The sequence below is a fragment of the Mesobacillus jeotgali genome (genome assembly GCF_031759225.1).
Taxonomy (GTDB): Bacteria; Bacillota; Bacilli; order Bacillales; family Cytobacillaceae; genus Mesobacillus; species Mesobacillus jeotgali_B.
In genome coordinates, this window is the sequence record NZ_CP134494.1 from 837,462 (window position 1) to 860,132 (window position 22,671).

Sequence of the window (22,671 nt, forward strand, 5' to 3'; positions counted from 1 at the left end):
GGTGACGTAAAATGGGTCTTTTTTCAAACGAGAAAAAGGTGGATTACGATAAAATCGTCGACAAAATGCTGCCAGATGCAAAGAAGGAAATGGATGAATCACAGTATGACACAGAGCTTGGCCTGAACATGGCGCGTGATGCCAGGAAGGTCATCAGCGGCAAACTGAAGATCGAAGACTTCCATAAAGTCTATTCTTCATCACTGACAAAGGAATTCGGCAACTATTACGCTTCAGCTGATGGACCTGATATCAGAAAGGGCGACGGCCCGAAATGGGCGATGGTCATCGACCTGAAAAAATGCGTTGGCTGTGATACATGTACCGTCAGCTGCAAGGCGGAGAACAGGACGCCGCCGGGAATCTCCTACAATGTCGTCATGGAATCGCTCGAAGGAGAGTTCCCGAACATCAAGGCCGTCAACCTGCCAAGGCCGTGCATGCAATGTGACAAACCGGCTTGTGCCCAGGTTTGTCCGACAAGGGCGACTTATAAAATGGAAAACGGAATTGTCGCAATCGACAATGACCGCTGCATCGGCTGCCGCTACTGCATCGTTGCCTGCCCTTATGGCGCGCGCTCCTTCGATTTCGGCGAAAGCTATGAGCAGGAAATGCAAGGTGCCAATGATGTAACAAGCCCTGAATACGGCGTCGAACGCGGCAGCCGCGAGAAAGGCAAGACACCAATCGGCACAGTCCGCAAGTGCAGCTTCTGCTTCCATCGCCTGCAAAGAGGCGAAGAGCCGGCATGTGTGGAAACCTGCATTGGCGATGCTCGCTTCTTCGGCGACATCAGCGACCCGAACAGTGTGGTATCAAAGCTTGCTGCAAGTCCAAGAGCATTCCGGCTGAAGGAAGAGCTTGGAACACATCCGAATGTCATCTATTTAAGATAGGAGGGAATGGCGATGGCCAATCTTGCTGTTGATTTAAAAGAGAAAAGCACAACAAAACCAAAAGTCAATGTGACGATATCAAATGCTTTTAAAATATGGATTTCAGCTTTAACTGTTGCCTTTTTGATCGGCGGTTATTTTATCGTAGAGCGCTTCTTCACGGGGCTTGCGGCTACGAATCTATCAAGCATCACCCCGTGGGGAGCGTGGATCGCTTTTTACATCTTCTTCGTGGGTTTGAGTGCGGGTTCGTTCCTGCTATCAACCCTGATCTACGTTTTCGGGATGGAAGAGTACGAGAGAGTTGGTAAGGCGGCGCTTTTCACCGCGATTGTCTGTATGATCGTCGCGCTGACCTTCGTCCTGATGGACCTTGGCCGTCCGGAGCGCATGCTCAATGCGATCATCTACTGGAATGTCACTTCACCGCTTGCGTGGGAAGTCCACTTTTACCTGGTCTATATCGGCCTATTAACGGTTGAACTGTATATCGCGATGAGGGAAGACCTCGTCCGCGCGGCAAGAACGAACTCATTGAAAGGTTTTATCGCAAGATTCATCACTTTTAAAAACGCAACCATCAATGCTGCAACTAAAAAGCGTGACCATATGTGGATGAAAATCCTTGGCACGATCGGGATTCCCCTGGCGATCCTCGGGGTCCACGGCGGAACTGGTACGATCTTCGCTGTTGTAAAAGCAAGGCCGGCATGGCATACCGCTTTATTCCCGATCATCTTTGTCGTATCGGCGATGGTTTCGGGAACGGCTCTTCTGTTAGCGATGTATATCATCAAGAAAAAAGTGCAGAAACAGCCTGTTGACCGGGGAATGGTCGTCTCACTGGCAAAATTGATGGTCGGCTTCCTGATCATCGACCTTGGCCTCCAATTCTATGAATATCTGATCGGCTGGTACGGACTTGAGGCAGAACACCTTGATACACTGGCAACGATGATGGCCAGTGAAAAAGCCTGGTCGTTCTGGTTCGTGCAAATGTTCCTGGGAGCCGTCATCCCGATCACGATTGTTTTCTGGAAAAAAACGAGCCAGAACGTCAATGCACTGCTTGTGGCTGCTGTCCTGATTGTCATCGGGATCATCGGAGTCCGCTTCAATATTGTTGTCCCGCCGCTAGTCACACCGGTGTTCCACGAACTGCCATGGGGCAATTACGCACCAACAATCAAGGAATGGATGGTCAGCGTCGGCGTCGTCGCCATGGGGCTATTAATCTACTCATTCGGTGAGCTGCTGCTGCCGATCGAAGAAACTTCTGACGAGGTGAGCCATAATGGAAAATAAACCAATGAAACGCCGTGGGTTTTTAAAAGCGCTCGGAACGCTTGGAGCGGTCGCATTCGTCGGACCGGCATTCGTCGGGCCAATCAAGCAGGTCATGGGCGATGTCTGGATCGATGAGCCGCACGGTACCGGCACGGATTATCAGGATTATACAGCGGAAAATGTCATCTTCACTTCATGCCAGCAATGCAATGCGACATGTACGATCAAAACCTATATCACAGCCGGAGCGGCAGGCGGGGCATACTCTTCCATCGTCCGTAAGATCGCCGGCAACCAGTACAGCCCGATCAATATGGTGCAAATCGGCCATATCAACTATGACACACCGGTTTCGCAGGCTGTAAAAGGAACCGGGGATGTCGCAAAAACGGGACGCGGGCTTCGTGGCGGCCGCACTTGCTTGAAAGGGCAGGCCGGCATCCAGACAAACTATGATGCATTCCGGATCCAAAAGCCATTGAAGCGTGTAGGCGAACGAGGCAGCGGCGTCTGGAAAACGGTCAGCTGGGAAGAGGCATACAAGGAAATACTCGAGGGCAGCAAGGACCTTCGCACACCTGGGTTAAAAGAAATGTGGAAATACGCACCGGAAGCTGCAGTCATGGCTGACTGGGATAAGTTAAAAGCAGGCGAAATGACAAAGGCCGATTTCGATAAAAAATACAAGGATATCCTGATCGATACGAACCATCCGGACCTTGGGCCAAAGGCGAACCAGATTGCCGTCATGGCAGGGCACAGGCGCGAATTCATCGAGCGTCTCGCAGCCAACAGCCTCGGCACTGCCAACTACTACGATCACGGAGGATACTGCGGCATCACGAGCGTAATGGGTAATGTCCGCTCACATGATGCTGAAAAAGCGAAGAAACGGATGATCCCGGATTATGATAACGCTGAGATGGTCATCGTCTGGGGCACAAACCCAATGGTGGCAAACCGTGGGCCGACTACATTTGCACCGCAGATCACAAATGCCATCGACCGCGGCATGAAAATGGTCGTCATCGATCCGCGCTACAGCAAGACAGCAGAGAAAGCGCATATGTGGGTACCGGTAAAACCGGGCGGGGACGGAGCGCTTGCAATGGCGATGTGTCGCTGGATCATCGAAAACAACAGATATGATGATATTTATCTCCGCAATCCGAACCAGGAAGCAGCGAATGAAGATGGCGAAACAACCTGGAGCGATGCCTCCTTCCTTGTCAATGTCGGGGATAAGAAGCGCCCATTCGTCCGTGCTCAAGAACTTGGAATCGGCGGCGAAGAATTTGTAGTGATTGAAAACGGCAAGCCAGTTCCGCATACAAAGGCGCGGAATGGGGACCTTGACATCGACACAACCATTAATGGCATCAAAGTGAAATCTGTCTTCCGGATTTTTAAAGACAGGGTCATGGAAAAATCAATCGAAGAATACGCCAAGCAGGCAGATGTGCCAGTCGACCAGATTGTCCAGATTGCCCGTGAATTCACTTCGCATGGCAAGAAGGTCGGTATCCACTCTTACCGCGGACCAGCGATGCACACGAATGGCTACTACAGCGTCCGTGCCATCAATATGCTGAACCACCTTGTCGGCAACCATGACTGGAAGGGCGGCGACACCGTACTTGGCGCGAAATACAAAGCAACCGAAGGCCGCTACGATCTCGTTACGGTGCCCAACGCCAACAAAGGATGGGGAATCCCGGTCACAAGGCATAAGGTTCCTTATGAAAAGACATCGCTATTTGAAAAAGATGGTTATCCGGCAAAACGCCCTTGGTATCCGTTCGGTAATAAACTGATCCATGATGTCCTTCCAAGCTCCGCGGAAGGCTATCCATATAAAATCAGGGCTTTATTGATCAATAGGACATCACCGGTCATGGCTGGCCCAAGATCAGAAATGCAGGCTAAATTCATCAGGGACCCTAAAGTGGTTGAACTTGTTGTAGCATCAGATGTGGTCATTGGCGAGACATCCAAATACGCAGATTTCATTTTGCCGGATCTTGCGTACCTTGAAAGCTGGAACGCGGAGGACATCTTCCCGATCCTGAAGCATAAATTCGCCGGAGTCATCCAGCCGGTGACAAGGGTTGTACCTGACGCACGGCCAACGGAGCAAGTTTATATCGATTTACTAAAAGGTTTAGGACTTCCAGGTGTCGGTGACAATGCATTGGCAGACGGATCGGCGATACACACTCCTGAAGATTATTACTTAAAACGGATTGCGAACATCGCCTTTGACGGCCAGAAGCCCGTCAAGGATGCCAATGCTGAAGAACTGGCAATTTTTGAAAAAGCAAGGCAGAAAGCACTCGGTAAATATTTCGACATCCAGAAGCTGAAAGATGCTGTCAAACCGGAAGAATGGAAGAAAGTCGTCTATGTATTGAATCGCGGCGGACGCTTTGAGGCAGCAGGCGATGAATATATCGGCAACAAACTCAAGTATCAGTGGGCAAAACAGGTTTATTTTTACGATGAAAAAGCAGCAGGCTTCAAGAGTGCATACACAGGCAAGTTCTTTGAAGGCGTGCCGGTGGCAGAGGAAATCAAGACATATGATGGCGAAGTCTACAAGCCGAACAAACCGCTGCAGTTCATCAACTGGAAATCAAGGAATATGGCAACGCACCGTACAGAAGGAAATGCCTGGCTCCGTGAAGTGAAGCCGGAGAACTATCTGTGGATAAATCCGATTGACGCGAAGAAAAAAGGCATCAAGACGGATGATGAAATCTACATCTCATCCAATAACTCAAAAGTTAAGGGCCGTGCGCTCGTGACCCCAGGAATCAAGCCGGGAGTGGTTGGAGCGAACTTCAGCTTCGGACATGATGCCTATGGCTCAAAAGCGGTCAAAGTGGACGGCAAAACAATCGAGCCAGCCGGCAAATACGGCCACACAGGCTATGAATTCAATAAACCGCTCCATGAAGAATCAGGCTATGCAAAACCGCGCGGACTTGGATTCTCAGTCAATGCCTTATCAGACCGCGATGGCAGCTATTTCGAAGGCTATCTCGCAGACTTGCTGATTGGCGGCCCGGCACAGCAGGACGTATTCGTGGACGTGGAGAAAGCGTAACAACATCGGAGAAACTCCGAAATTTCTTGAAAAATGAAGGTGGAGACAATGATGGAAGAACGATATGGAAAGCTGGCGATTGCGAATATCATGACAAGCATCTGGCTTGGGGACTGGGACACCTATGAAGCATTCATGAACGATGTCCCTGAAGGAATGGTGAAGGAACTGTCATTTCACTCCTTATACAATCGGGATGAAGTGCAGCTCTGGTATGACAATCACTTTTTCATACCGGGAGATCACTTTGTCTCTCCTTATTTTTCATCTTATAGTAAAAATAATGAAGATGAAGAAGCCCGCAGGCATGAACTGTTATGCCTGATTGGCCTTTATGAAAAAACAGCCTTTTATTTTCCGCTCGAGCAAGACCGGCTGCCAGACCATTTCGGCAGCATGACGGCGTTCTTGAGTTCTATTTTACAGGGAGAAATCCAGGCGGAACAAAAAGGCGACCGCGATCACCTGAAGCAGCTCGAAGAAATAGAGGGAGAGATGCTGACCCGATTCATCAAGCCAGTCCTGAAACCATTGCTTCAGAATGCGGAAGCAAAAATCAACCATCCGTTCTTTAAAGAGTTCCTCCGTTTCTACGCGGAAATGATGAGCGACGAGTGGGTGGAGGCAGCTTAAATAATGAAGAAACGGTCCTCATAATTGGGGACCGTTTTCTTCTGAAACCTCTTCGGAAATTCTCACTCTGGCAACTGGTCTTTCGAGTTGATTGGGATAACCCATTCCCAAACATCAAAAAACAGGCACTTTGATAGTGCCTGCTCTAATTACTGCTTTCTTAAGTTTCCAAGCTCTTCAGCGATTGCCTGCATTTCATTCGGGCTGAAGGTGTTTTTTCGCATGATCATATCATAGATTTCCTTCAGTTCTTCATACATATCGCCGTCAAAATGCGTCGATTTGATTGCGCCAAGGTTCATGACATTCAATTTTTCCTTGATTTTTTCGATCATGAAATCAACGTTTTCAGGGGAATTTTTAGTTAAGTCCACTCCGTTCATCCTTTCAATGGTTGTACAACCATCTTTCCACGTCCGTCAAAAAAAGTCAATTACAAATCCGGCGCCTATATGACGCCGGATTCCAATCAGGCACTATACGTGTTAGTTTCGTTCTTTTCTTCTTTAATAGCATTCAAGATATTCCTTGTTTCAACTACGACTACTCCCGAAAGGCCGAGCAGCCCAACTAAGTTAGGGAAGGCCATCAATCCGTTCATGACGTCGGCTACACCCCAAACAACTTCCAGTTGGGAAATCGCACCGATGAACACAGCAGCGACAAATGCGATTCGATAGTATAATACCACACTCTTGCTGAACAGATAGGAGAAGCATTTTTCTCCATAATATGACCAGCCGATAATGGTCGATGATGCGAAGAACAGCAATCCGATCGCAACGATTACAGAGCCTGTCTGGCCAAGGAATTTTGCAAAGGTTGCTGAAGTAAGATCAGCTGCTGTTGTATCTCCTGTGTACAACCCGCCCATTACAATGGTTATTCCCGTGATCGAACAGATGACAATTGTATCAATGAACACTTGGGTCATCGACACAAGTGCCTGCCGTCCCGGCAAGTCTGTCTTGGCTGCAGCAGCAGCGATCGGTGCGGATCCAAGACCGGCTTCATTTGAGAAGACACCCCGGGCAACACCCATCCGGATGACCGTTCCAAGCGCACCGCCAGCAACCGCTTCTCCAGTGAAGGCATCTGTAAAAATAAGTGCAACTGCTGCTGGGACAAGGTCAAAATTCATGGTCATGACGATAAGACCAGCAAGAAGGTAAAATGCTGCCATCACTGGCACGAAAAGAGCAGTGACTTTCCCGATGCTCTTAATTCCGCCAATCAGGGCAAGTGCAGTGAAAATAGTCAGGACAAGTCCCGTAACCCATGCTGGCACAGAGAAAGTCGACTGTACGACGCTGGCGACTGAATTTGACTGCACCAGGTTGCCGATTCCGAAAGCTGCAACCGCACCAAATAAGGCAAATAAGACACCAAGCCATTTTTGTCCAAGCCCGCGTTCAAGATAATACATTGGACCGCCGGACATTTCGCCATCCTCGTCCTCAACCCGGTATTTAACAGCTAAAACAGCTTCCGCGTATTTTGTGGCCATTCCAAAAAAGGCCGTAATCCACATCCAGAAAACGGCACCAGGTCCGCCTGTAAAAATTGCTGTTGCAACACCAGCGATATTACCTGTTCCGACAGTTGCAGCCAGTGCTGTCATCAAAGCCTGGAAATGAGAAATGTCCCCTTCAGACCGTTTGTCCTGCTTTTTCGAAAAAGCGAGTTTCAGTGAATAAGGCAGCAGCCTCATTTGCAAGAAGCCAATGCGGAAGGTAAGATAAATTCCCGTCCCTACAAGCAGGATCAATAAAGGCGGGCCCCAAACCCATCCACTGATTTTTCCAATCCAATCTTCAAATGTCATAATGCTCCCCCTCAGAATTCAAAAAATGTTATTGTACAAGAATATTCTGATAATTGGTGGTAAGTCAAGCGATATCTATTAGGTAAAACTTAGTAGAGGGAATGAAATCATATGTGAGCACTTGCTGTTAAGGGATCTTTGCGAATAGAGAATTAGCAAAGATCTTTTACATTCACGGAAGATAACTCCAAAAAACTGTATTATTTTTCTCAATACTTGCATGAAGTAGTGGCAATCGTGGAAAATGTTAGTTAGGATGCAGGCAAGTTGAGACCTGCAAAGATCAGGAAGACTTTAGGAGGAGAAAATATGGGCAGTTCGAGTAAATTTTGGATGGGCATGGTTTTAGGAGCGCTGGCAGGCGGTGCAGTTACTCTTTTGGAAAAATCGACCCGGCAGGCTGTAAAAAAGGATTTCAGCAAGGTTTCCAGTGGTGTGGCATATGTGATCAAAAATCCAAATGAATTTATTGATGATCTAAGGGAAACAGCGAATAAAGTGCGGGCAACAGTGGAACAAGTAACAGAGGATGTTGCTTTTATCACTGAAAAAGTAGAAGAAATAAAGGATGTACCCCCTCAGGTTACGGAATTGGTCAAGGACACGAAAGAAACGCTGAGGAAGATTGCATCATCCGGTCAAGGACAGCAGCATATAGATAAAAATGAATGATTGATTGACAAGCCCTTGGTGTGAGCTGGGAAAGCATAAATGAGGTGAATCAATGGTTGATATATCATTTTTCAGGCATATGTGGCAGAGGATACAGGAAGATGATGTTCCGGCTCTTGCCGCACAGCTTGCCTATTTCTTCTTGCTTTCCTTGTTTCCGCTGTTAATCTTCTTGGTCACATTGGTTCCTTATTTGCCAATTTCAGAAATGGATATCCTCGGTTTTTTTGATGATTATGCTCCAGGTGAATCGATGGACCTGATTAAGAACAGCCTGGAGGATATCATGAAAAAAGACGGAAAATTGCTGAGCTTTGGATTGCTGGCGACTGTTTGGTCAGCCTCAAATGGGATCAATGCCATTGTCAGGGCATTTAACCGTGCGTACCGAGTAGAGGAAACAAGGTCGTTCATCGTAAGCAGGTTAATGGCAATCTTTTTGACCTTTGCCATGATCTTTGTATTTCTGGTCGCATTGATCCTGCCGGTGTTCGGAAAAGAAATCGGCAGCTGGCTTTTCGCGAATTTTGGCCTGAAGGAAGAATTTCTTTACGTCTGGAATATGCTTCGCTGGGCCATCAGTATTTTGATTTTGTTTGTTGTTTTCCTTGGACTGTACTGGATTGCGCCAAACAAAAAACTCACCTGCGTTAGCGGCTTACCAGGATCAATTTTTGCCACAGGTGGATGGGTTCTTGTTTCGCTGGGCTTCTCCTACTATGTCAGCAATTTCGCTTCCTACACCGCTACTTACGGCAGTATCGGGGCAATCATCGTCCTGATGATCTGGCTCTATTTATCCGCCTACATCATCATCATTGGCGGAGAAATCAATGCCTATTACAGTGAGAAGAAAACAGGATGCTGACACTTTTAACTATCCTGAAATTACCTCGGTAACGTCTGCTATTTTAGCAGAAGATAATGTAGAGGCTTGCTCCTCACTTATAATGTCAGGGGGAATTCAGGATGGCAAAGAAGACGAAAAAAGATGGAAGCACAAAGCAAAAAGGCAAAAGCAACCACAGCCAAAAAACATCCGGTTCAGCAAACGGATCAAACGGATATCACTAACACCACGCGCCCCCATTCGGAGGGCGCTTTTCTTTATTGATAGGGCAAGATGGACAGAAGTCGGTGGAAGCAGAGGAAAAGTGTCCTAATCAAGATCATGATGGACAGAAAGCGGAGAAAGCAAAGAGGAAGTGTCCGTCATCAATTACTTGACTCAATACAGCTCAATAAAAAGCTCCCGCTGGTTTTATCCAACGGGAGCTAAACTTTATTTCAACAGCCTCAAGCTATTCAAGATGACTAAAATAGTGCTGCCTTCGTGGCCGATGACGCCGTATGGCAGGTCGAGCAGCTGAAGGAAGTTGGATGCGATGAGCACCATGATGACTAGAATCGAGAATACGATGTTTTGTTTGACGATCCTGTTCATCCGGCGGGACAGATTGATGGCTTCGGCGATCTTTGGCAGGTCGTTTTTCATCAAAACGACGTCTGCTGTTTCCAAAGCAACATCGGAACCTTCTCCCATCGCGATGCCGACATTCGCGGTCGCAAGTGCCGGGGCGTCATTGATGCCGTCTCCCACCATGGCAACCTGGCCATATTGGTCTTTCAATTTCTTCAATTCCTGAACCTTTGTTTCGGGCAGGCATTCAGCGATGTATCCTTCCACATGGCTTTCGGCCGCTATTGCCTTACCCGTGTTCTGGCTGTCTCCTGTGAGCATGACGGTGTAGATGCCTTCTGACTTCAATAGGTCGATTGCTTGTTTTGTTTCTTCACGGACAACGTCTTTCAATGCAATCAAACCTGCAAGCTGGCCATTCCGTTCGATGAAAACAATTGTCTTTCCTTGTGCTGCAAGCTTTACAGCGGCTCCGCCAGAGAATGCCTCTGCCGCGGACCTTCCGACAAAGTCGGCTTTTCCGATTTTCCAATCCTCATTTTCAAAATGGGCCTTCACTCCCCAGCCAGACACATCCTCGATGCTCTCTGGGTGAACAAGCTCTTTGCCAAGCGTCTCCTTGGAGTGTTTCACGATGGCGTTGGCCAGCGGGTGGTTGGAGTGACTTTCAATCGATGCTGCTTTGAGCAGGACATCATCAGAATCAAGTCCCTCAGCTACAATCACATCGGTTACTTCCGGCTTGCCTTTTGTCAAAGTTCCGGTTTTATCAAAAGCAATTGCTTTAAGGTGGCTCAGGTTTTCCAGGTGGACGCCGCCTTTAAATAAAATTCCGTGCTTCGCGCCATTCGAAATCGCCGACAAAGTAGCAGGCATGATCGAGGCAACGAGTGCACATGGGGAGGCGACGACAAGAAGGATCATCGCGCGGTAAAACGTCTCCGTCCAGCTCCAGCCAAGCAGAAAGTGAGGAACAAACATCATCAGCACAACAACTGCCAGGACGACCTTTACGTAAGTGCCCTCAAACCGTTCGATGAACAGCTGGGATGGAGACTTTTCACTTTGCGCGTTCTGGACGAGCTGGATGATTTTTTGGAACAGTGTTTCGTCATTTCGTTTTGTGATTTCAACGGTAACTGATCCAGTCAGGTTGACCGTACCGGCAAAAACATCATCTCCGGAATCCTTTGAAACCGGGATGGATTCCCCGGTGATGGCAGCCTGGTCAATCGTTGTCTGCCCCCTGGCAACTTTTCCGTCTGAAGGAATCCTTTCACCTGGCTTCACCAAAATCATGTCGCCTATTTCAAGTTCTGAAACATGCACTTTTTCCTCATACCCGTCCACAATCCTCAATGCTTCCTCTGGCTGCAGCTCCATCAAAGAGGAAATTTCCTTATGGCTCTTGTTCATCGTATATGTTTCAAGTGCTCCGCTCATTGCAAAAATGAAGATCAAAATCGCGCCTTCTGTCCAGTAACCAATAATGGCCGAACCAATCGCAGCAAAAATCATCAACATCTCGACGTTCAGTTCTTTGTCTTCAATCGTCGCTTCTATACCTTCCTTCGCTTTTGCAAAACCGCCGATTACATAGGCCAGGATAAAAGCGATGACAGATGCAGTTTGTGAATCTCCCTTGCTTAAAATCCATCCCGCAGCAATCAGGATCCCACTGATTCCGGCTGCGATCAGCTCCGCATGAGGCTTTATTTTTTCAAAAAAGCTTACTTCAGGAACCGAGTTTTTCTTTAACAAAGCATTTGCTCCCTGTGCCATCCTTTTCTCCTCCTTTAAATCTCTAAATGATACTAATAATCACAATCATTACCCTTAAAAAACACGAAAGCTGCCACCAAATTGGTGACAGCGAGAATCCGAGTCAAAAAATACATATTGTGTTCACTATTATGTTACCATACAATATATGCTTTTTGAAAGAATTATGCGTCTGTCTAAGGAGATAGTTTAATGACAACAAAAGACTTTTTTACCCACCCGCTTGGAATTGCTGTTTCAGCTGTCGGTGCGACCTTCCTCTGGGGAAGTGCGTTCCCGTTCATAAAGCTGAGCTATAGCAGTCTTGATATCAGGCCGGAAGAGATGGGGGAGCAAATGCTGTTTGCAGGATACCGTTTCCTGCTTGCCGGGCTGCTGATCCTGATCATGTTCTTTCTTTTAAAAAGGAATATGAAATTTCGGCCCGAAACGACTAAGTCTCTCCTGAAAATCGGCCTGTTCCAGACGTTTTTACAATATGTCCTTTTTTATATCGGACTCAGTTACTCCACTGGAATCCAGGGTTCGATCATTGCAGGTACAACTTCATTCTTCCAGATCCTGCTCGCGCACTTCCTTTATCCGGATGACAGGATGAGCCGTTTGAAGGTTGCCGGGCTGATGGTCGGATTCACTGGGGTCATATTCGCGAATTGGCCTAATGGAGATTATGAAATCAGTTTTGGTATCGGCGAAATTCTGCTTATGGGAGCGATGATGGCTGGTGCCTACGGAAATATCCTTGCCAAACAGGGAAGCGGTAAAATGGAGGTCATATATTTAACAGCTTACCAGATGATTTTGGGGTCCCTTGGATTGATTGCAATTGGAGCTTTTTCAGTGGGGATAGCGCCTTTCGATTTCGATTTGAAGTCAGGTTTGATGCTCCTATATCTGGCATTCCTGTCAGCGGCAGGCTTTATTTTATGGAACAATGTCATGAAGTACAATCAAGTTGGCAAGGTCTCGTTGTATCTTTTCCTGGTCCCTGTATTCGGGGTGATGTTATCAGCGGTGCTCCTTGCCGAACCAATACATTATTTTGTCATTGCCGGTTTAATATTTGTAGTCGTCGGAATCGTGCTTGTCAACCGGCCGGCCCGAAAAAGAAACAGCCTCCCTGCGAAATAGGGAGGCTGTTTTGCGTTGTTTAGAAGATTGAACATGCACTTTTGTACTTAAACAGAGTTTGCCTGTTGTGTTGACCCATCATGACGAACGGCAACCAGGGCGATGAAAATCAACAGCAGCATCGTGCTGATCACATAAAAGAAGCTGATGCCATTCAGCCACTGTATCGCCAGCCCGCCAATGAATGGGCCGCTGATGCTTCCAAAGCTGAAGAAGATCCCGCACATTAAATTGCCTGCTGGCAGCAGCTGTTTCGGCAGCAGGTCTGCCATATAGCTGATGCCGAGAGAGAAAGTGGAACCAACCACCGTTCCCGCTAAAAAGAAGCAAATAAGCAGACCAACTGTTGAATTCTCAAGCATGCCAGCGGCAGTAAAGCTGATGAAACCTGCTAGCGTGACGAAGATCAGCACATTTCTTCGGCCGAGTTTATCGCTCAATATGCCTAACGGAAGCTGGGAAAGGATTCCCCCTATCGCAAATGCCGGAAGCAGGAGTGCGACCGCATCGACGCCAATTCCAGATCTCATGGCGTAAACAGGGAAGTTCCCATTTAAGCTTGCTTCCAAAAATCCATAGCCGAACGGCGGCAGGAATGCGACCCAAGCGTATTTGAAAACTTTCCCGAACCTTTTCATTGTCCCGAAGAATGAAGTAGAGTCCATGTCGTGTTCTGGCCGTTCATTTTTTAAAAGCCAGACGGTCAGCCATGCTGCGAGGCTTATCGCAGAGGAAATTATGAAAGGCAGTGTTGTGTTTATTTTTACGAAACCTGTCATCAGCGGGCCGGCAGCGAACCCCAGCCCGAAGAATAATCCATAAAGAGAAATATTCCTTCCAATCCGCTCTTTAGGAGAGAAAGAAGTAATCCATGTCTGGGTTGCGAAGTGAAGCATATGGTCGCCAATCCCGATTGCCAGCCTTAGCAAGAACCAGAACCAAAAGGACTTCCATAATGGGAATAGTGCAAGTGAGATGGCGACGGTAAAGCCGCCGATAAGGATGATGGGCCTGTAACCGAATCTGCGGAGCGGTGCCTCCATCAATGGAGAGGCAATCAATATGCCAATATATAAGCCTGTGGCATGCAAGCCATTCATCGATGAAGACACGCCATCCTGTTCAAAAATAATCGCAATCAAGGGAAGCAGCATTCCCTGTGAAAAACCTGAAATTGCGACGATGCTGACCAAAATCCAGAAACGAAGCTTTATACTTATGTTCATGTTTAAAATCTCCCTGAAGTACTTAATACTCTTTAGATGTTAACGATATAAAAATTTTAGTGCAACGGTTTTTATTTTTAATTAAGGAAAAAATAGTGTAATCTCATGGTAATAGTCATAATTAACGAATATATAAGAGGATAGATAAGGGAGAGAGTATCATGGAATTCAAAATGAAACCTGATGTTGGTTATTTTACAGAAACAGAATTTGGCAGGCTTGATGTAGCAGGTGATGATCAGTATGGTTTCAGACCATACCAACTGCTCGTATCATCAGTAGCTGTATGCAGCGGCGGGGTCCTGCGCAAGGTCCTCGAAAAAATGAGGATGGATATTGAGGATATCCATATCAAGGCGGACGCTGAACGTGTTGAGGAAGAAGCGAACAGAGTAAGCAAGATTACGGTTCACTTCCGTATTGCCGGCAAAAATCTGGATGAAAAGAAAATTGAAAAGGCCATGGCTCTGACCAGGAAAAATTGCTCGATGGTCCAATCGGTCGTAGGCAGCATTGAGGTTGAGGAAACGTTTGAAATTGTTCAATAATTGTTCTGAAACGCGAGTTACACCCATAGCGCAATATGCTATAATGAGTATTGGATTTTACCTGGTTTAATATAATAGAAACAATGAACTCTGTTCCGGGAGGACAGGGTTCTTTTTTCGCTGTAAAAAAGCAAGTTCCTGTTGGACTGAAGTTAGACATAAAAACGGACACGTGAGATTGGACACTTTCAAAGCCAATGGGCAGCCAAAATGTCTAAGAAAAGTGGTTTAATGGACATTTCGAAGTTGTTGGAAAGTCAAAATGTCTAAGAAAAGGTGTTTTAATAGACATTTCGAAGCTGCTGGGCACTCAAAATGTCTAAGAAAAGGCGTTTAATGGACATTTCGAAGCTGCTGGGCAGCCAAAATGTCTAAGAAAAGGCGTTTAATGGACATTTCAAAGCCAGTAGGAACTCAAAATGTCTAAGAAAAGGTGTTTAATGGACATTTTGAAGCTGCTGGGCAGTCAAAATGTCTTAGAAAAATGGTTTAATGGACATTTCGAAGTTGTTGGAAAGTCAAAATGTCTAAAAAACGTGTTTAATAGACATTTCGAAGCTGCTGGGCAGTCAAAATGTCTAAGAAAAGGTGTTTAATGGACATTTCGAAGCTGCTGGGCAGCCAAAATGTCTAAGAAAAGGTGTTTAATGGACATTTCAAAGCCAGTGGGCGGCCAAAATGTCCAATTAAAGGTTACAAGAAGGAGAATAAGAAATATGGCTTTTTTTTATCGCACTCTTTTTTACATCATTGGGTTAATAATTCTATCTTTTGGAGTATCGATGACGATTAAAGCGGGATTGGGCACCGGTGCATGGGACGCACTCAATGTCGGTTTATCGAAAACTGTGGGGCTGACACCTGGCAGCTGGGTTGTGATTGTTGGAATTGTCATGATTTTCATCAATGCGGCATTAGTAAAAAGGCGTCCGGACGTTGCAGCGATTATCACGCTGCTGATCACTGGTGTGCTGATCGACTTCTGGCTGTTGCGAGTGTTCGAAGATTTGGTTGTGACCGGCTACGCAAAACAATTTGCAGTCTTCATTCTGGGAATGGTCGCGCTAAGCTTCGGGCTGGCAGTATACTTGCAGCCAAAGTTCCCGTTAATCCCAATCGATAATTTCATGATGGCATTAAGAGAACGCTTTGGACTCAATCTCATGGTAGCTAAAACACTTGGTGAAGTGTTAGCCCTGTCCGCTGCATTCATTTTTAAAGGACCGATCGGCATCGGTACATTGATTGTAACCTTCGCAATTGGCCCGCTGATCCAATTGTTCTACCCTTACTGTGAAAAACTTTATAATAAGCTGCTCACATCGGCCCGATGATTTTAAGGCTCTGCACAAACGCAGGGCTTTTTTTTATAGAAGCGAACAAACAAAGTTTCCGAAAAGCACCCTAACTTTGGATAAAGTTAATGAACTCCGAAAACACTATAAACAAACTTATAAGTTTCCCGTAGTGAAAGGAGAAAACAACACCGATGAAAAAAGCAGCAGCTATTCTAGTTATGACTATTGTTTTCATGATGTCCATTTTAGCGCCTGGCTTTGCTGAGGAGGGAAAAGGGAAAAAGGCTCCTCCACCAAAGCAGGAGGAAACTGCAAAGTATACAATCCCGAACTCAGTCATGAATATCACAAAGGACAACACATATCCAAACCCGACAGAGGATTTGCCTTTCCTTCAGCCTAGTGAGCTGACAAAGAACCTTTTGAAGACATCAAAAGTGAAGATTGAGAACCCGGATTTGATCCGAATGCTGAATGAAACTTCCATTAACAGCACTCCTTTTGCAATCGGCTATCGTGCGATTGTTTACCTTGGGGAGTGGCCGTTGAATTATGTGTCCACCGAAACTTCCCCGAACTGGGAGTTCCAGAAAATCAATACGAACTACTTTGATAATCGCGGCGGGAATTCTATTTATCAAATCCATTATGTGCAGGAACAGCAAAAATCTGTGAAGGGCGGCTTGACAGCAAAAATCAAGAACGCCGAAGACGTGCAAAAAATGATGCTTTTAAAAGCAGCTAAAAAAACTGGACTGCCGCTGGCGTTCGAAACCATTGTCGGCGCTGGTACCAAAAAGGATCATATCTATAATATCCAGCCCAAACGCCTTGGCTACCTTTACGCCTACGCCCCGGCAATCAATGAAAAGGGCAAAGTGACATATGGTGAGGTCTACTTGATGCTAAAAGGAAGCAAGAAGTTCATCGTCGTCAAAAATGTCGTCTCGCAGGGGATTGGTGCATGGATTCCAGTGCAGGACCATGTCAGCTTCGGTTTTGTTTCAAGTGAAAGACCACGATAAAAGAAAAAACAGTAAAGTCTTATTCCTATAAAAGGAGTAAGGCTTTTTTGTTCTAAGATAAGAAAGTATAAATCTCACTTCGAGAACTGTCCAGCTCCAGCGCCTAGCCCCTCGAGTCGCTTCGGTCCGCCCAATGAAGTCAAAGAACGACTTCACCGGTCGGCCCTCCAGCGCTTGTCGGGGCTGACCAAGGCGCTTGCGCTTTTCAAATTGTGGTAATTTTATCCTCTTGACAAAAGGTATATATATCCTGTTTAACGCTTGTCTGACCCGGGAATTAGATAGACATAACAAATTGAAACACCAAACACTAAAGGAGGAAATTTATTATGTCTGACAACATTCTTTCAAATAACCAAACTGGTAACACTTCTAATTATAATATGAACAACAATATGTACAGTTCTTCAACTGAGAATGCAACGTATGATACGACAACTGGCACAACAACATACGCGAGCACAAATTCAGGGGATTCATATTCAAACAATTCCTCAATGGGAGGCTACTCCAGCAGCTATGCTGTAGACAACTCTAACAGCACAGGGTCATCGAACAGCAAGCTGATGAAGGGTGTGCTGATTGGCGCAGCGATCGGCGGTGCATTGACACTGCTTGACTCAAACACCCGTACAAAGGTGAAGGATAAAGCAGTCAATGCCAAGGATACATCAATGAATGTGTTCAGCGAAGTCAAAAACAATCCTACTGATGTAAAGGAACAAATGATGAGCAGCTTTAAGGAAGCATCCAGCATTCTGAAAGAAGCCATCAGTGATGCTCAAAACCTTTACCAGCGCCTGAATGACGATGTGTTCAGCAAGATGAATGAGGCAAAGTCTAATTCATCCGATGCAATGCAGACAGTGATGAATGCTAAGGATGAACTCAAGGAAGTAGGGTCAAAAGTGAAGGAAGCAGGTTCAACTGCAATGGATAACCCGGTGGTTAACTCTGCAACCGAATCAAACTCTTCATACTCCGGCTCGAACGGTTCTGCTGATGCATATGCTACAGGCATGGAAAGTAAACCGTCTGATACAACAGGATTAGGAAATACTTCTAATGCCTTTACTGTATCACCGGAAAACCAGAAGAATGATAATAATCGCTAAACTATGACCATAAAGCCAGTCCTGTTTCCCAGGACTGGTCAGACTGTAGACAAACTCGATGAAAATCGCGTTTGTTTACAGTCTTTTTTTGATTGTTCCTGGAATGGGGCTGTTGATTTCCGTTCCAGGCGCTTCGCTTTCCGCGGGGCTGGCGGTGAGCCTCCTCACCGCCGTTGGCGTCTGCGGGGTCTCACCTGTCCAGCTGAGCCCGCAGGAGTCTACGCGCCTTCCACTCCAATCAACAGGATTTCTAAACTTAGCGTGGAACTAAACATAAGTCTATTTTAAAATAGATACATATAACGCTTGAGGTGATAAAGATGCTTTCGAAGAACAATCCTATCCAACGAGACCAATTAGAAATGGTGGCTTTAGACCAGCTCGTTCCTAAGGACCATTTAGTCCGTAAGATGGAATCAGCCATTGATTTTTCTTTCATTTATGACTTGGTGAAGGATGTGTATTCTGAGATAGGGCGCCCAAGCATTGACCCTGTGATTTTAATTAAGCTCACCTTCATTCAATATACCTTTGGCATCCGTTCCATGCGCCAGACCATTGCCGAAGTAGAAACGAATATGGCCTACCGCTGGTTTTTGGGTTATGGATTCCATGATAAAGTGCCCCACTTCTCCACCTTCGGGAAGAACTACGAACGCCGTTTTAAAGATACCGATTTGTTTGAACAGATCTTCTATCGAGTTCTTAAGACCGCAGCTGATAAGAAACTTATTAGTGCTGAACATGTCTTTATTGATTCAACCCATGTAAAAGCAAGTGCGAATAAGCATAAATTCGAGAAGAAAGTGGTGCGTAAGGAAACACGGGCGTATCAAGAGAAACTCCAGGAAGAAATCAATCAGGATCGGGAAGAGCATGGAAAGAAGCCTTTTCCTCCCGATAAGTTCGACAAGGAAGAATCAAAGGAAATCAAGGAAAGTACCACCGATCCGGAGAGTGGATACTACGTCAAGGACGAACGGACAAAACAGTTTGCCTACTCCTTCCATGCGGCATCAGATAGTAACGGATTTGTCCTGGGGACAATTGTGACACCTGGTAACACGCATGACAGCCTGATCCTTGAGCCACTGGTAGAACAAGTGATAGAGAAAGTCGGAAAGCCCAAGGCCGTTGCGGCCGACGCAGCCTATAAAACTCCAGCTATTACGAAGTTTCTGATGGAAAACGAAATGACCCCGGCTTTGCCTTATACCCGACCACGAACGAAGGACGGATTCTTCCGTAAATATGAGTATGTATATGACGAATTCTACGACTGTTATTTGTGTCCTGCCGGTGAGGTCCTAAAGTATTCGACCACAACTAAAGAGGGGTATCGTGAATATAAATCCCCCAAACAGATCTGCGCCAACTGCCCGTTTTTAGCGCAATGCACAGAAAGTAAGGACCACCAAAAGGTTGTAACGCGCCATATCTGGCAGGAGTATGTGGAAGAGGCAGACCACTTGAGGCACAAACCAGAAGTAAAACAAATCTATGCGAAACGCAAAGAAACCATTGAGCGCGTATTCGCAGATGCAAAAGAAAAGCATGGCATGCGTTGGACAACCCTGAGGGGACTAAAAAAATTGTCGATGCAGGCGATGCTTACTTTCGCTGCCTTGAACCTGAAGAAGATGGCCAACTGGACATGGAGAAGTCCAGTAATGGCCTAAAAGTATAGTAAAGAGAGTCTATTTTCTTTGAAAAATCCAATAAAATCCAAAAAGGGGTTCGGAATTAGACCATTCCGAACCCCTTTTGTCGACAAACTGGCCAGTCCTGTTTCCCAGGACTGGTTTTTTATTGTCTACACTCCCATATATTTGGTTGTTTCCAGTATTCAACACGGGGGTAATTATAAGTACAGGCATATAGATAGGGAGGACAAGTCAATGGACAAGAAAATGAAAACACGCTCGAACAGGTGTGATTTTGATAGAGAAACAGCTACAGGGAAAATTGCGATGGCCGCTTCGGCACATCCAATTGCCACGGATGCCGGAGAGAAGATCCTCCGTGAAGGAGGCAACGCTATAGATGCGGCGATCGCCATCCAATTTGGACTGAATGTCGGGGAACCGATGATGACCGGAATTGGCGGAAGCGGATTTTTCATGGTCTACCATGCCGAAAGCAAGACAACGAAAATTTTTGATGGCCATACAAGGGCTCCTAAAGCAGCGCATCCGGAACTCTTTTTGGATGATAAGGGAGAAGTGATTCCGTTTAAGGAAAGGTCGACCCATGGTATAGGAGTTGGCGTCCCTGGAATCCTGAAAGCAATGGAAGCAGCCAGGAAGGAATATGGGACAAAGCCGCTGGCTGAACTAATCGAACCTGCTGCCCAGGCGGCGGAAAAAGGTGTGGAAGTAAACTGGGTGATGGAAGAAATCCTTAACACCTTTGACTATCGTCTCGGCGACCATGCGAGGGAATTGTTTCAGCCGGGAGGCAAATCCCTTAAAGAAGGGGATGTCTACCAGAAAGAGCACCTCGTAAAAACATTCCGCATCCTACAGCGCGATGGCATCGAAGCCTTTTATGAAGGCGAGATTGGTGAAGCAATCATCTCAACGCTGAAGGAACTTGGCGGCATCATGGAAATGTCTGACCTCAGAGATTATGAAATCACGGTTGATGAACCTGTCTGGGGAACGTATCGAGACTACAAAATTGCTTCCTCCAATATGCCAAGTGCAGGAGGAACAACGATGCTGCAAATTTTAAAACTGCTGGAAGGCTTTGACCTCAGCAAATATAACGCGAAATCCTGGGAAAAGTATTACTTATTTACAGAAGCAATGAGAATTGCTTTTTCAGATAAAATCGCATTTTCGGGAGATCCCGAGTTTGGTGATATTCCGTTAAATGGGTTGCTCAATGAAGAGTATCTTGCGGAACGGCGAAAATTGATTAGCTTTGAGAGAAGGAATGACTCAGTCGATTTCGGAAACCCATGGGCTTATACAGGCGGTAAAGAAATCAATATCGTGCGCCAGCCATTCGAGCCTGAAAAGGAGAGAAGTGAAACGACCCACTTCACCGTCATAGATAAATGGGGAAATATTGTCGCATGTACATCTACGGTCGAGCACCCATTTGGTTCAGGAATCATGGTCAAGGATCATGGATTTGTTTTGAATAACGAGTTGACTGATTTTGATGCAGTCCCTGGCGGCTTGAATGAGATCCAGCCAGGCAAACGTCCGGTAAGCTGCAAGACGCCGACGATTGTTTTCAAGGATGATGAACCGGTGCTGACACTAGGTTCACCAGGTGGTCCAACGATCATCGGTTCCGTGTTCCAGACACTGATTAATGTTCTTGATTTTGGGATGGATCTTAAAGAAGCTATTGAGGAGCCAAGGATTTTCAATAGTACTGGCCCTCTGATTGGCTGGGAATCTGGAATTAGCATGGAGGCAAAGGGAGAGATGGAATCTCGAGGCTTCGAGTTCGCCGATGGACCATTCCCGCTCGGCAATGTCCAGGCGATCCAAATTGATCGTGAGAAAGGCCTCATTTATGGAGCGGCTGATTCAAGCCGCGAGGGAAAGGCCACTGGAATTGATGGATAATTAGATGGAAAAAGCAGGCTGTTTAAGCAGCCTGCTTCTTATTTGTCGACGCTAGCCAATGTATTGGTCTCTGAGTCTGATTTTTTAATGACAGAAATGCTGCCGTCTGTTTCGAGTACAACGGCTTCCACCTGATCCATAGAATCGATACCGCTGGAGCGTGCAGCCTGGAGGATTTCAACTTCGAGCACACGCTCTTTTACGATATTTTCCTTTAAATACCTGCCTTGATAAAATAGTAATTTTGGGTCTGACTTGATTAGCCTTTTAAAGCTGTCGAATCGTACGGAACTCCAGGCAACTGCATATTGAAGGGCTATTAAAACGAAGAATGCGGTAACCCCTTCTGCCAGGGCTACTTTCTTATTTAATAAGATTGTTGCCAGCGTAGAACCAAGTGCAACTGTTACGATTAAGTCAAAAGCATTCATTTTTGAAAGTGTTCTTTTGCCGGAGATGCGTAAGAGTAAGATCAGTGCAGCATATGCGAGCACGCCAACAATCAATGTCCGCCAAATATTATCCCATGAATTGAAAAACATCTAATCACCTCATTTATGTTTTTTCCTAAATAAGCCTGGGCAAACATATGGGAAAGGGGGAATACTATCCAATAGATCACCTAAGCCTTGTTCCATAAGGGGCTTACTATATTAGCCGTCATATTGCACATTTACCTATTTTTCGGTAGGATGTTAAGGGTAGTGAAAGGAGCGAGAAATTTTGGGAAATCCGATTAATGATAAAAATACGCAGGTCGTCTTCCTGAAGCAGCGTCTGGATATGTTTGCTGAGCTGCTCGAAGCAATTGATCCAGAGGAAGCGGACCTCGAAGATATCGACCGCATGATTCAGATCGTTGAGGAAATGGACGCAAAATGCCGCGAGTTTAAGCATCGCGATATGTAAGGGACCTTTTGAGGGGTCTCTTATTTTGTTTCATAAACTTTCCTTGTCTAGCTCCACCGCCTAGCTCTTCGAGTCGCTTCGGTCCTGCCAATGAAGTCAAAGCACGATTTCACTGTCAGCTCCTCCAACGCTTGTCGGAGCTGGTCGAGCCGCTTTCGCTTTTCTATTTGTAAACGATTCCACTTTCTATCTTTAAATGCAGGCATGATAG

19 protein-coding genes are annotated in these 22,671 nt (G+C 46.1%); 14 read left to right on the forward strand and 5 right to left on the reverse strand.

Annotation, left to right across the window (positions count from 1 at the left end; genetic code table 11):
- Positions 1–11: 11 nt before the first annotated feature.
- Genes RH061_RS04220 through RH061_RS04235 form a run of 4 tightly spaced genes read left to right on the forward strand, consistent with a single transcriptional unit; the run spans position 12 to position 5,925 of the window.
- A complete protein-coding gene (locus tag RH061_RS04220) occupies positions 12–899 on the forward strand; it encodes a 4Fe-4S dicluster domain-containing protein (RefSeq protein WP_215023242.1) in 888 nt (295 codons plus the stop codon).
- Between the two features lie 12 nt (positions 900–911).
- The gene (nrfD, locus tag RH061_RS04225) at positions 912–2,204 is read left to right on the forward strand and encodes an NrfD/PsrC family molybdoenzyme membrane anchor subunit (protein WP_311074182.1); all 1,293 of its coding nucleotides are present in this window, start codon (positions 912–914) and stop codon (positions 2,202–2,204) included.
- Complete coding sequence (locus RH061_RS04230; RefSeq protein WP_311074183.1) at positions 2,194–5,292, forward strand: molybdopterin-dependent oxidoreductase; 3,099 nt, start codon at positions 2,194–2,196, stop codon at positions 5,290–5,292. Before nrfD ends, RH061_RS04230 begins: the two co-directional genes overlap by 11 nt.
- Positions 5,293–5,340: 48 nt before the next feature.
- On the forward strand, positions 5,341–5,925 hold the full coding sequence (locus RH061_RS04235; RefSeq protein WP_311074185.1) for a molecular chaperone TorD family protein: 585 nt from the start codon (positions 5,341–5,343) through the stop codon (positions 5,923–5,925).
- Between the two features lie 149 nt (positions 5,926–6,074).
- On the opposite strand, the gene RH061_RS04240 is transcribed toward RH061_RS04235, so the two are convergent.
- Complete coding sequence (locus RH061_RS04240) at positions 6,075–6,299, reverse strand: DUF1128 domain-containing protein (protein WP_311074187.1); 225 nt, start codon at positions 6,297–6,299, stop codon at positions 6,075–6,077.
- A 95-nt stretch (positions 6,300–6,394) separates the two neighbouring features.
- Complete coding sequence (locus tag RH061_RS04245; RefSeq protein ID WP_311074188.1) at positions 6,395–7,750, reverse strand: alanine/glycine:cation symporter family protein; 1,356 nt, start codon at positions 7,748–7,750, stop codon at positions 6,395–6,397.
- Positions 7,751–8,059: 309 nt separating this feature from the next.
- On the opposite strand from RH061_RS04245, the gene RH061_RS04250 reads away from it, so the two are divergent.
- Entirely contained in the window at positions 8,060–8,422 is a 363-nt protein-coding gene (locus RH061_RS04250; protein WP_311074189.1) for a YtxH domain-containing protein, read from the forward strand.
- A gap of 52 nt (positions 8,423–8,474) precedes the next feature.
- On the forward strand, positions 8,475–9,290 hold the full coding sequence (locus RH061_RS04255; RefSeq protein WP_311074190.1) for a YihY/virulence factor BrkB family protein: 816 nt from the start codon (positions 8,475–8,477) through the stop codon (positions 9,288–9,290).
- Between the two features lie 414 nt (positions 9,291–9,704).
- On the opposite strand, the gene RH061_RS04260 is transcribed toward RH061_RS04255, so the two are convergent.
- Positions 9,705–11,624 (reverse strand): heavy metal translocating P-type ATPase, encoded by a 1,920-nt coding sequence (locus RH061_RS04260; protein ID WP_311074192.1) that lies wholly within the window; start codon positions 11,622–11,624, stop codon positions 9,705–9,707.
- Positions 11,625–11,816: 192 nt separating this feature from the next.
- Here RH061_RS04260 and RH061_RS04265 point away from each other — a divergent pair, with 192 nt between their 5' ends.
- Positions 11,817–12,755 (forward strand): DMT family transporter, encoded by a 939-nt coding sequence (locus RH061_RS04265; RefSeq protein WP_311074194.1) that lies wholly within the window; start codon positions 11,817–11,819, stop codon positions 12,753–12,755.
- Positions 12,756–12,802: 47 nt separating this feature from the next.
- Here the strand turns inward: RH061_RS04265 and RH061_RS04270 are convergent, their stop codons facing one another.
- On the reverse strand, positions 12,803–13,981 hold the full coding sequence (locus RH061_RS04270; RefSeq protein ID WP_311074195.1) for an MFS transporter: 1,179 nt from the start codon (positions 13,979–13,981) through the stop codon (positions 12,803–12,805).
- A 161-nt stretch (positions 13,982–14,142) separates the two neighbouring features.
- Here RH061_RS04270 and RH061_RS04275 point away from each other — a divergent pair, with 161 nt between their 5' ends.
- The 6 genes from RH061_RS04275 (at position 14,143) to ggt (ending at position 21,551) form a co-directional block, all read left to right on the forward strand.
- Positions 14,143–14,529: an OsmC family protein gene (locus tag RH061_RS04275; protein ID WP_311074197.1), complete on the forward strand. Its 387-nt coding sequence runs from the start codon at positions 14,143–14,145 to the stop codon at positions 14,527–14,529.
- Between the two features lie 716 nt (positions 14,530–15,245).
- Positions 15,246–15,863, forward strand: coding sequence for a YczE/YyaS/YitT family protein (locus RH061_RS04280; RefSeq protein WP_311074199.1), 618 nt, complete (start codon positions 15,246–15,248; stop codon positions 15,861–15,863).
- 155 nt (positions 15,864–16,018) lie between these two features.
- On the forward strand, positions 16,019–16,852 hold the full coding sequence (locus RH061_RS04285; RefSeq protein WP_311074201.1) for a YfkD famly protein: 834 nt from the start codon (positions 16,019–16,021) through the stop codon (positions 16,850–16,852).
- A gap of 329 nt (positions 16,853–17,181) precedes the next feature.
- The gene (locus tag RH061_RS04290; RefSeq protein WP_311074203.1) at positions 17,182–17,967 is read left to right on the forward strand and encodes a YtxH domain-containing protein; all 786 of its coding nucleotides are present in this window, start codon (positions 17,182–17,184) and stop codon (positions 17,965–17,967) included.
- A 320-nt stretch (positions 17,968–18,287) separates the two neighbouring features.
- A complete protein-coding gene (locus RH061_RS04295) occupies positions 18,288–19,646 on the forward strand; it encodes an IS1182 family transposase (protein ID WP_311074204.1) in 1,359 nt (452 codons plus the stop codon).
- 219 nt (positions 19,647–19,865) lie between these two features.
- On the forward strand, positions 19,866–21,551 hold the full coding sequence (ggt, locus tag RH061_RS04300; RefSeq protein WP_311074206.1) for a gamma-glutamyltransferase: 1,686 nt from the start codon (positions 19,866–19,868) through the stop codon (positions 21,549–21,551).
- A gap of 38 nt (positions 21,552–21,589) precedes the next feature.
- Here the strand turns inward: ggt and RH061_RS04305 are convergent, their stop codons facing one another.
- A complete protein-coding gene (locus RH061_RS04305; protein ID WP_311074208.1) occupies positions 21,590–22,093 on the reverse strand; it encodes a DUF421 domain-containing protein in 504 nt (167 codons plus the stop codon).
- Between the two features lie 181 nt (positions 22,094–22,274).
- On the opposite strand from RH061_RS04305, the gene RH061_RS04310 reads away from it, so the two are divergent.
- Positions 22,275–22,460: an SE1561 family protein gene (locus RH061_RS04310; RefSeq protein WP_311074209.1), complete on the forward strand. Its 186-nt coding sequence runs from the start codon at positions 22,275–22,277 to the stop codon at positions 22,458–22,460.
- Positions 22,461–22,671: the final 211 nt, after the last annotated feature.

Coding starts and splice junctions, on each gene's coding strand:
- RH061_RS04275 (WP_311074197.1), top strand. CDS start 14,143: ATGGAATTCAAAATGAAACCTGATGTTGGTTATTTTACAGAAACAGAA.
- RH061_RS04220 (WP_215023242.1), top strand. CDS start 12: ATGGGTCTTTTTTCAAACGAGAAAAAGGTGGATTACGATAAAATCGTC.
- RH061_RS04265 (WP_311074194.1), top strand. CDS start 11,817: ATGACAACAAAAGACTTTTTTACCCACCCGCTTGGAATTGCTGTTTCA.
- RH061_RS04305 (WP_311074208.1), bottom strand. CDS start 22,093: ATGTTTTTCAATTCATGGGATAATATTTGGCGGACATTGATTGTTGGC.
- ggt (WP_311074206.1), top strand. CDS start 19,866: ATGGACAAGAAAATGAAAACACGCTCGAACAGGTGTGATTTTGATAGA.
- RH061_RS04255 (WP_311074190.1), top strand. CDS start 8,475: ATGGTTGATATATCATTTTTCAGGCATATGTGGCAGAGGATACAGGAA.
- RH061_RS04250 (WP_311074189.1), top strand. CDS start 8,060: ATGGGCAGTTCGAGTAAATTTTGGATGGGCATGGTTTTAGGAGCGCTG.
- RH061_RS04280 (WP_311074199.1), top strand. CDS start 15,246: ATGGCTTTTTTTTATCGCACTCTTTTTTACATCATTGGGTTAATAATT.
- RH061_RS04285 (WP_311074201.1), top strand. CDS start 16,019: ATGAAAAAAGCAGCAGCTATTCTAGTTATGACTATTGTTTTCATGATG.
- RH061_RS04260 (WP_311074192.1), bottom strand. CDS start 11,624: ATGGCACAGGGAGCAAATGCTTTGTTAAAGAAAAACTCGGTTCCTGAA.
- RH061_RS04230 (WP_311074183.1), top strand. CDS start 2,194: ATGGAAAATAAACCAATGAAACGCCGTGGGTTTTTAAAAGCGCTCGGA.
- RH061_RS04295 (WP_311074204.1), top strand. CDS start 18,288: ATGCTTTCGAAGAACAATCCTATCCAACGAGACCAATTAGAAATGGTG.
- RH061_RS04270 (WP_311074195.1), bottom strand. CDS start 13,981: ATGAACATAAGTATAAAGCTTCGTTTCTGGATTTTGGTCAGCATCGTC.
- RH061_RS04245 (WP_311074188.1), bottom strand. CDS start 7,750: ATGACATTTGAAGATTGGATTGGAAAAATCAGTGGATGGGTTTGGGGC.
- RH061_RS04235 (WP_311074185.1), top strand. CDS start 5,341: ATGATGGAAGAACGATATGGAAAGCTGGCGATTGCGAATATCATGACA.
- RH061_RS04290 (WP_311074203.1), top strand. CDS start 17,182: ATGTCTGACAACATTCTTTCAAATAACCAAACTGGTAACACTTCTAAT.
- nrfD (WP_311074182.1), top strand. CDS start 912: ATGGCCAATCTTGCTGTTGATTTAAAAGAGAAAAGCACAACAAAACCA.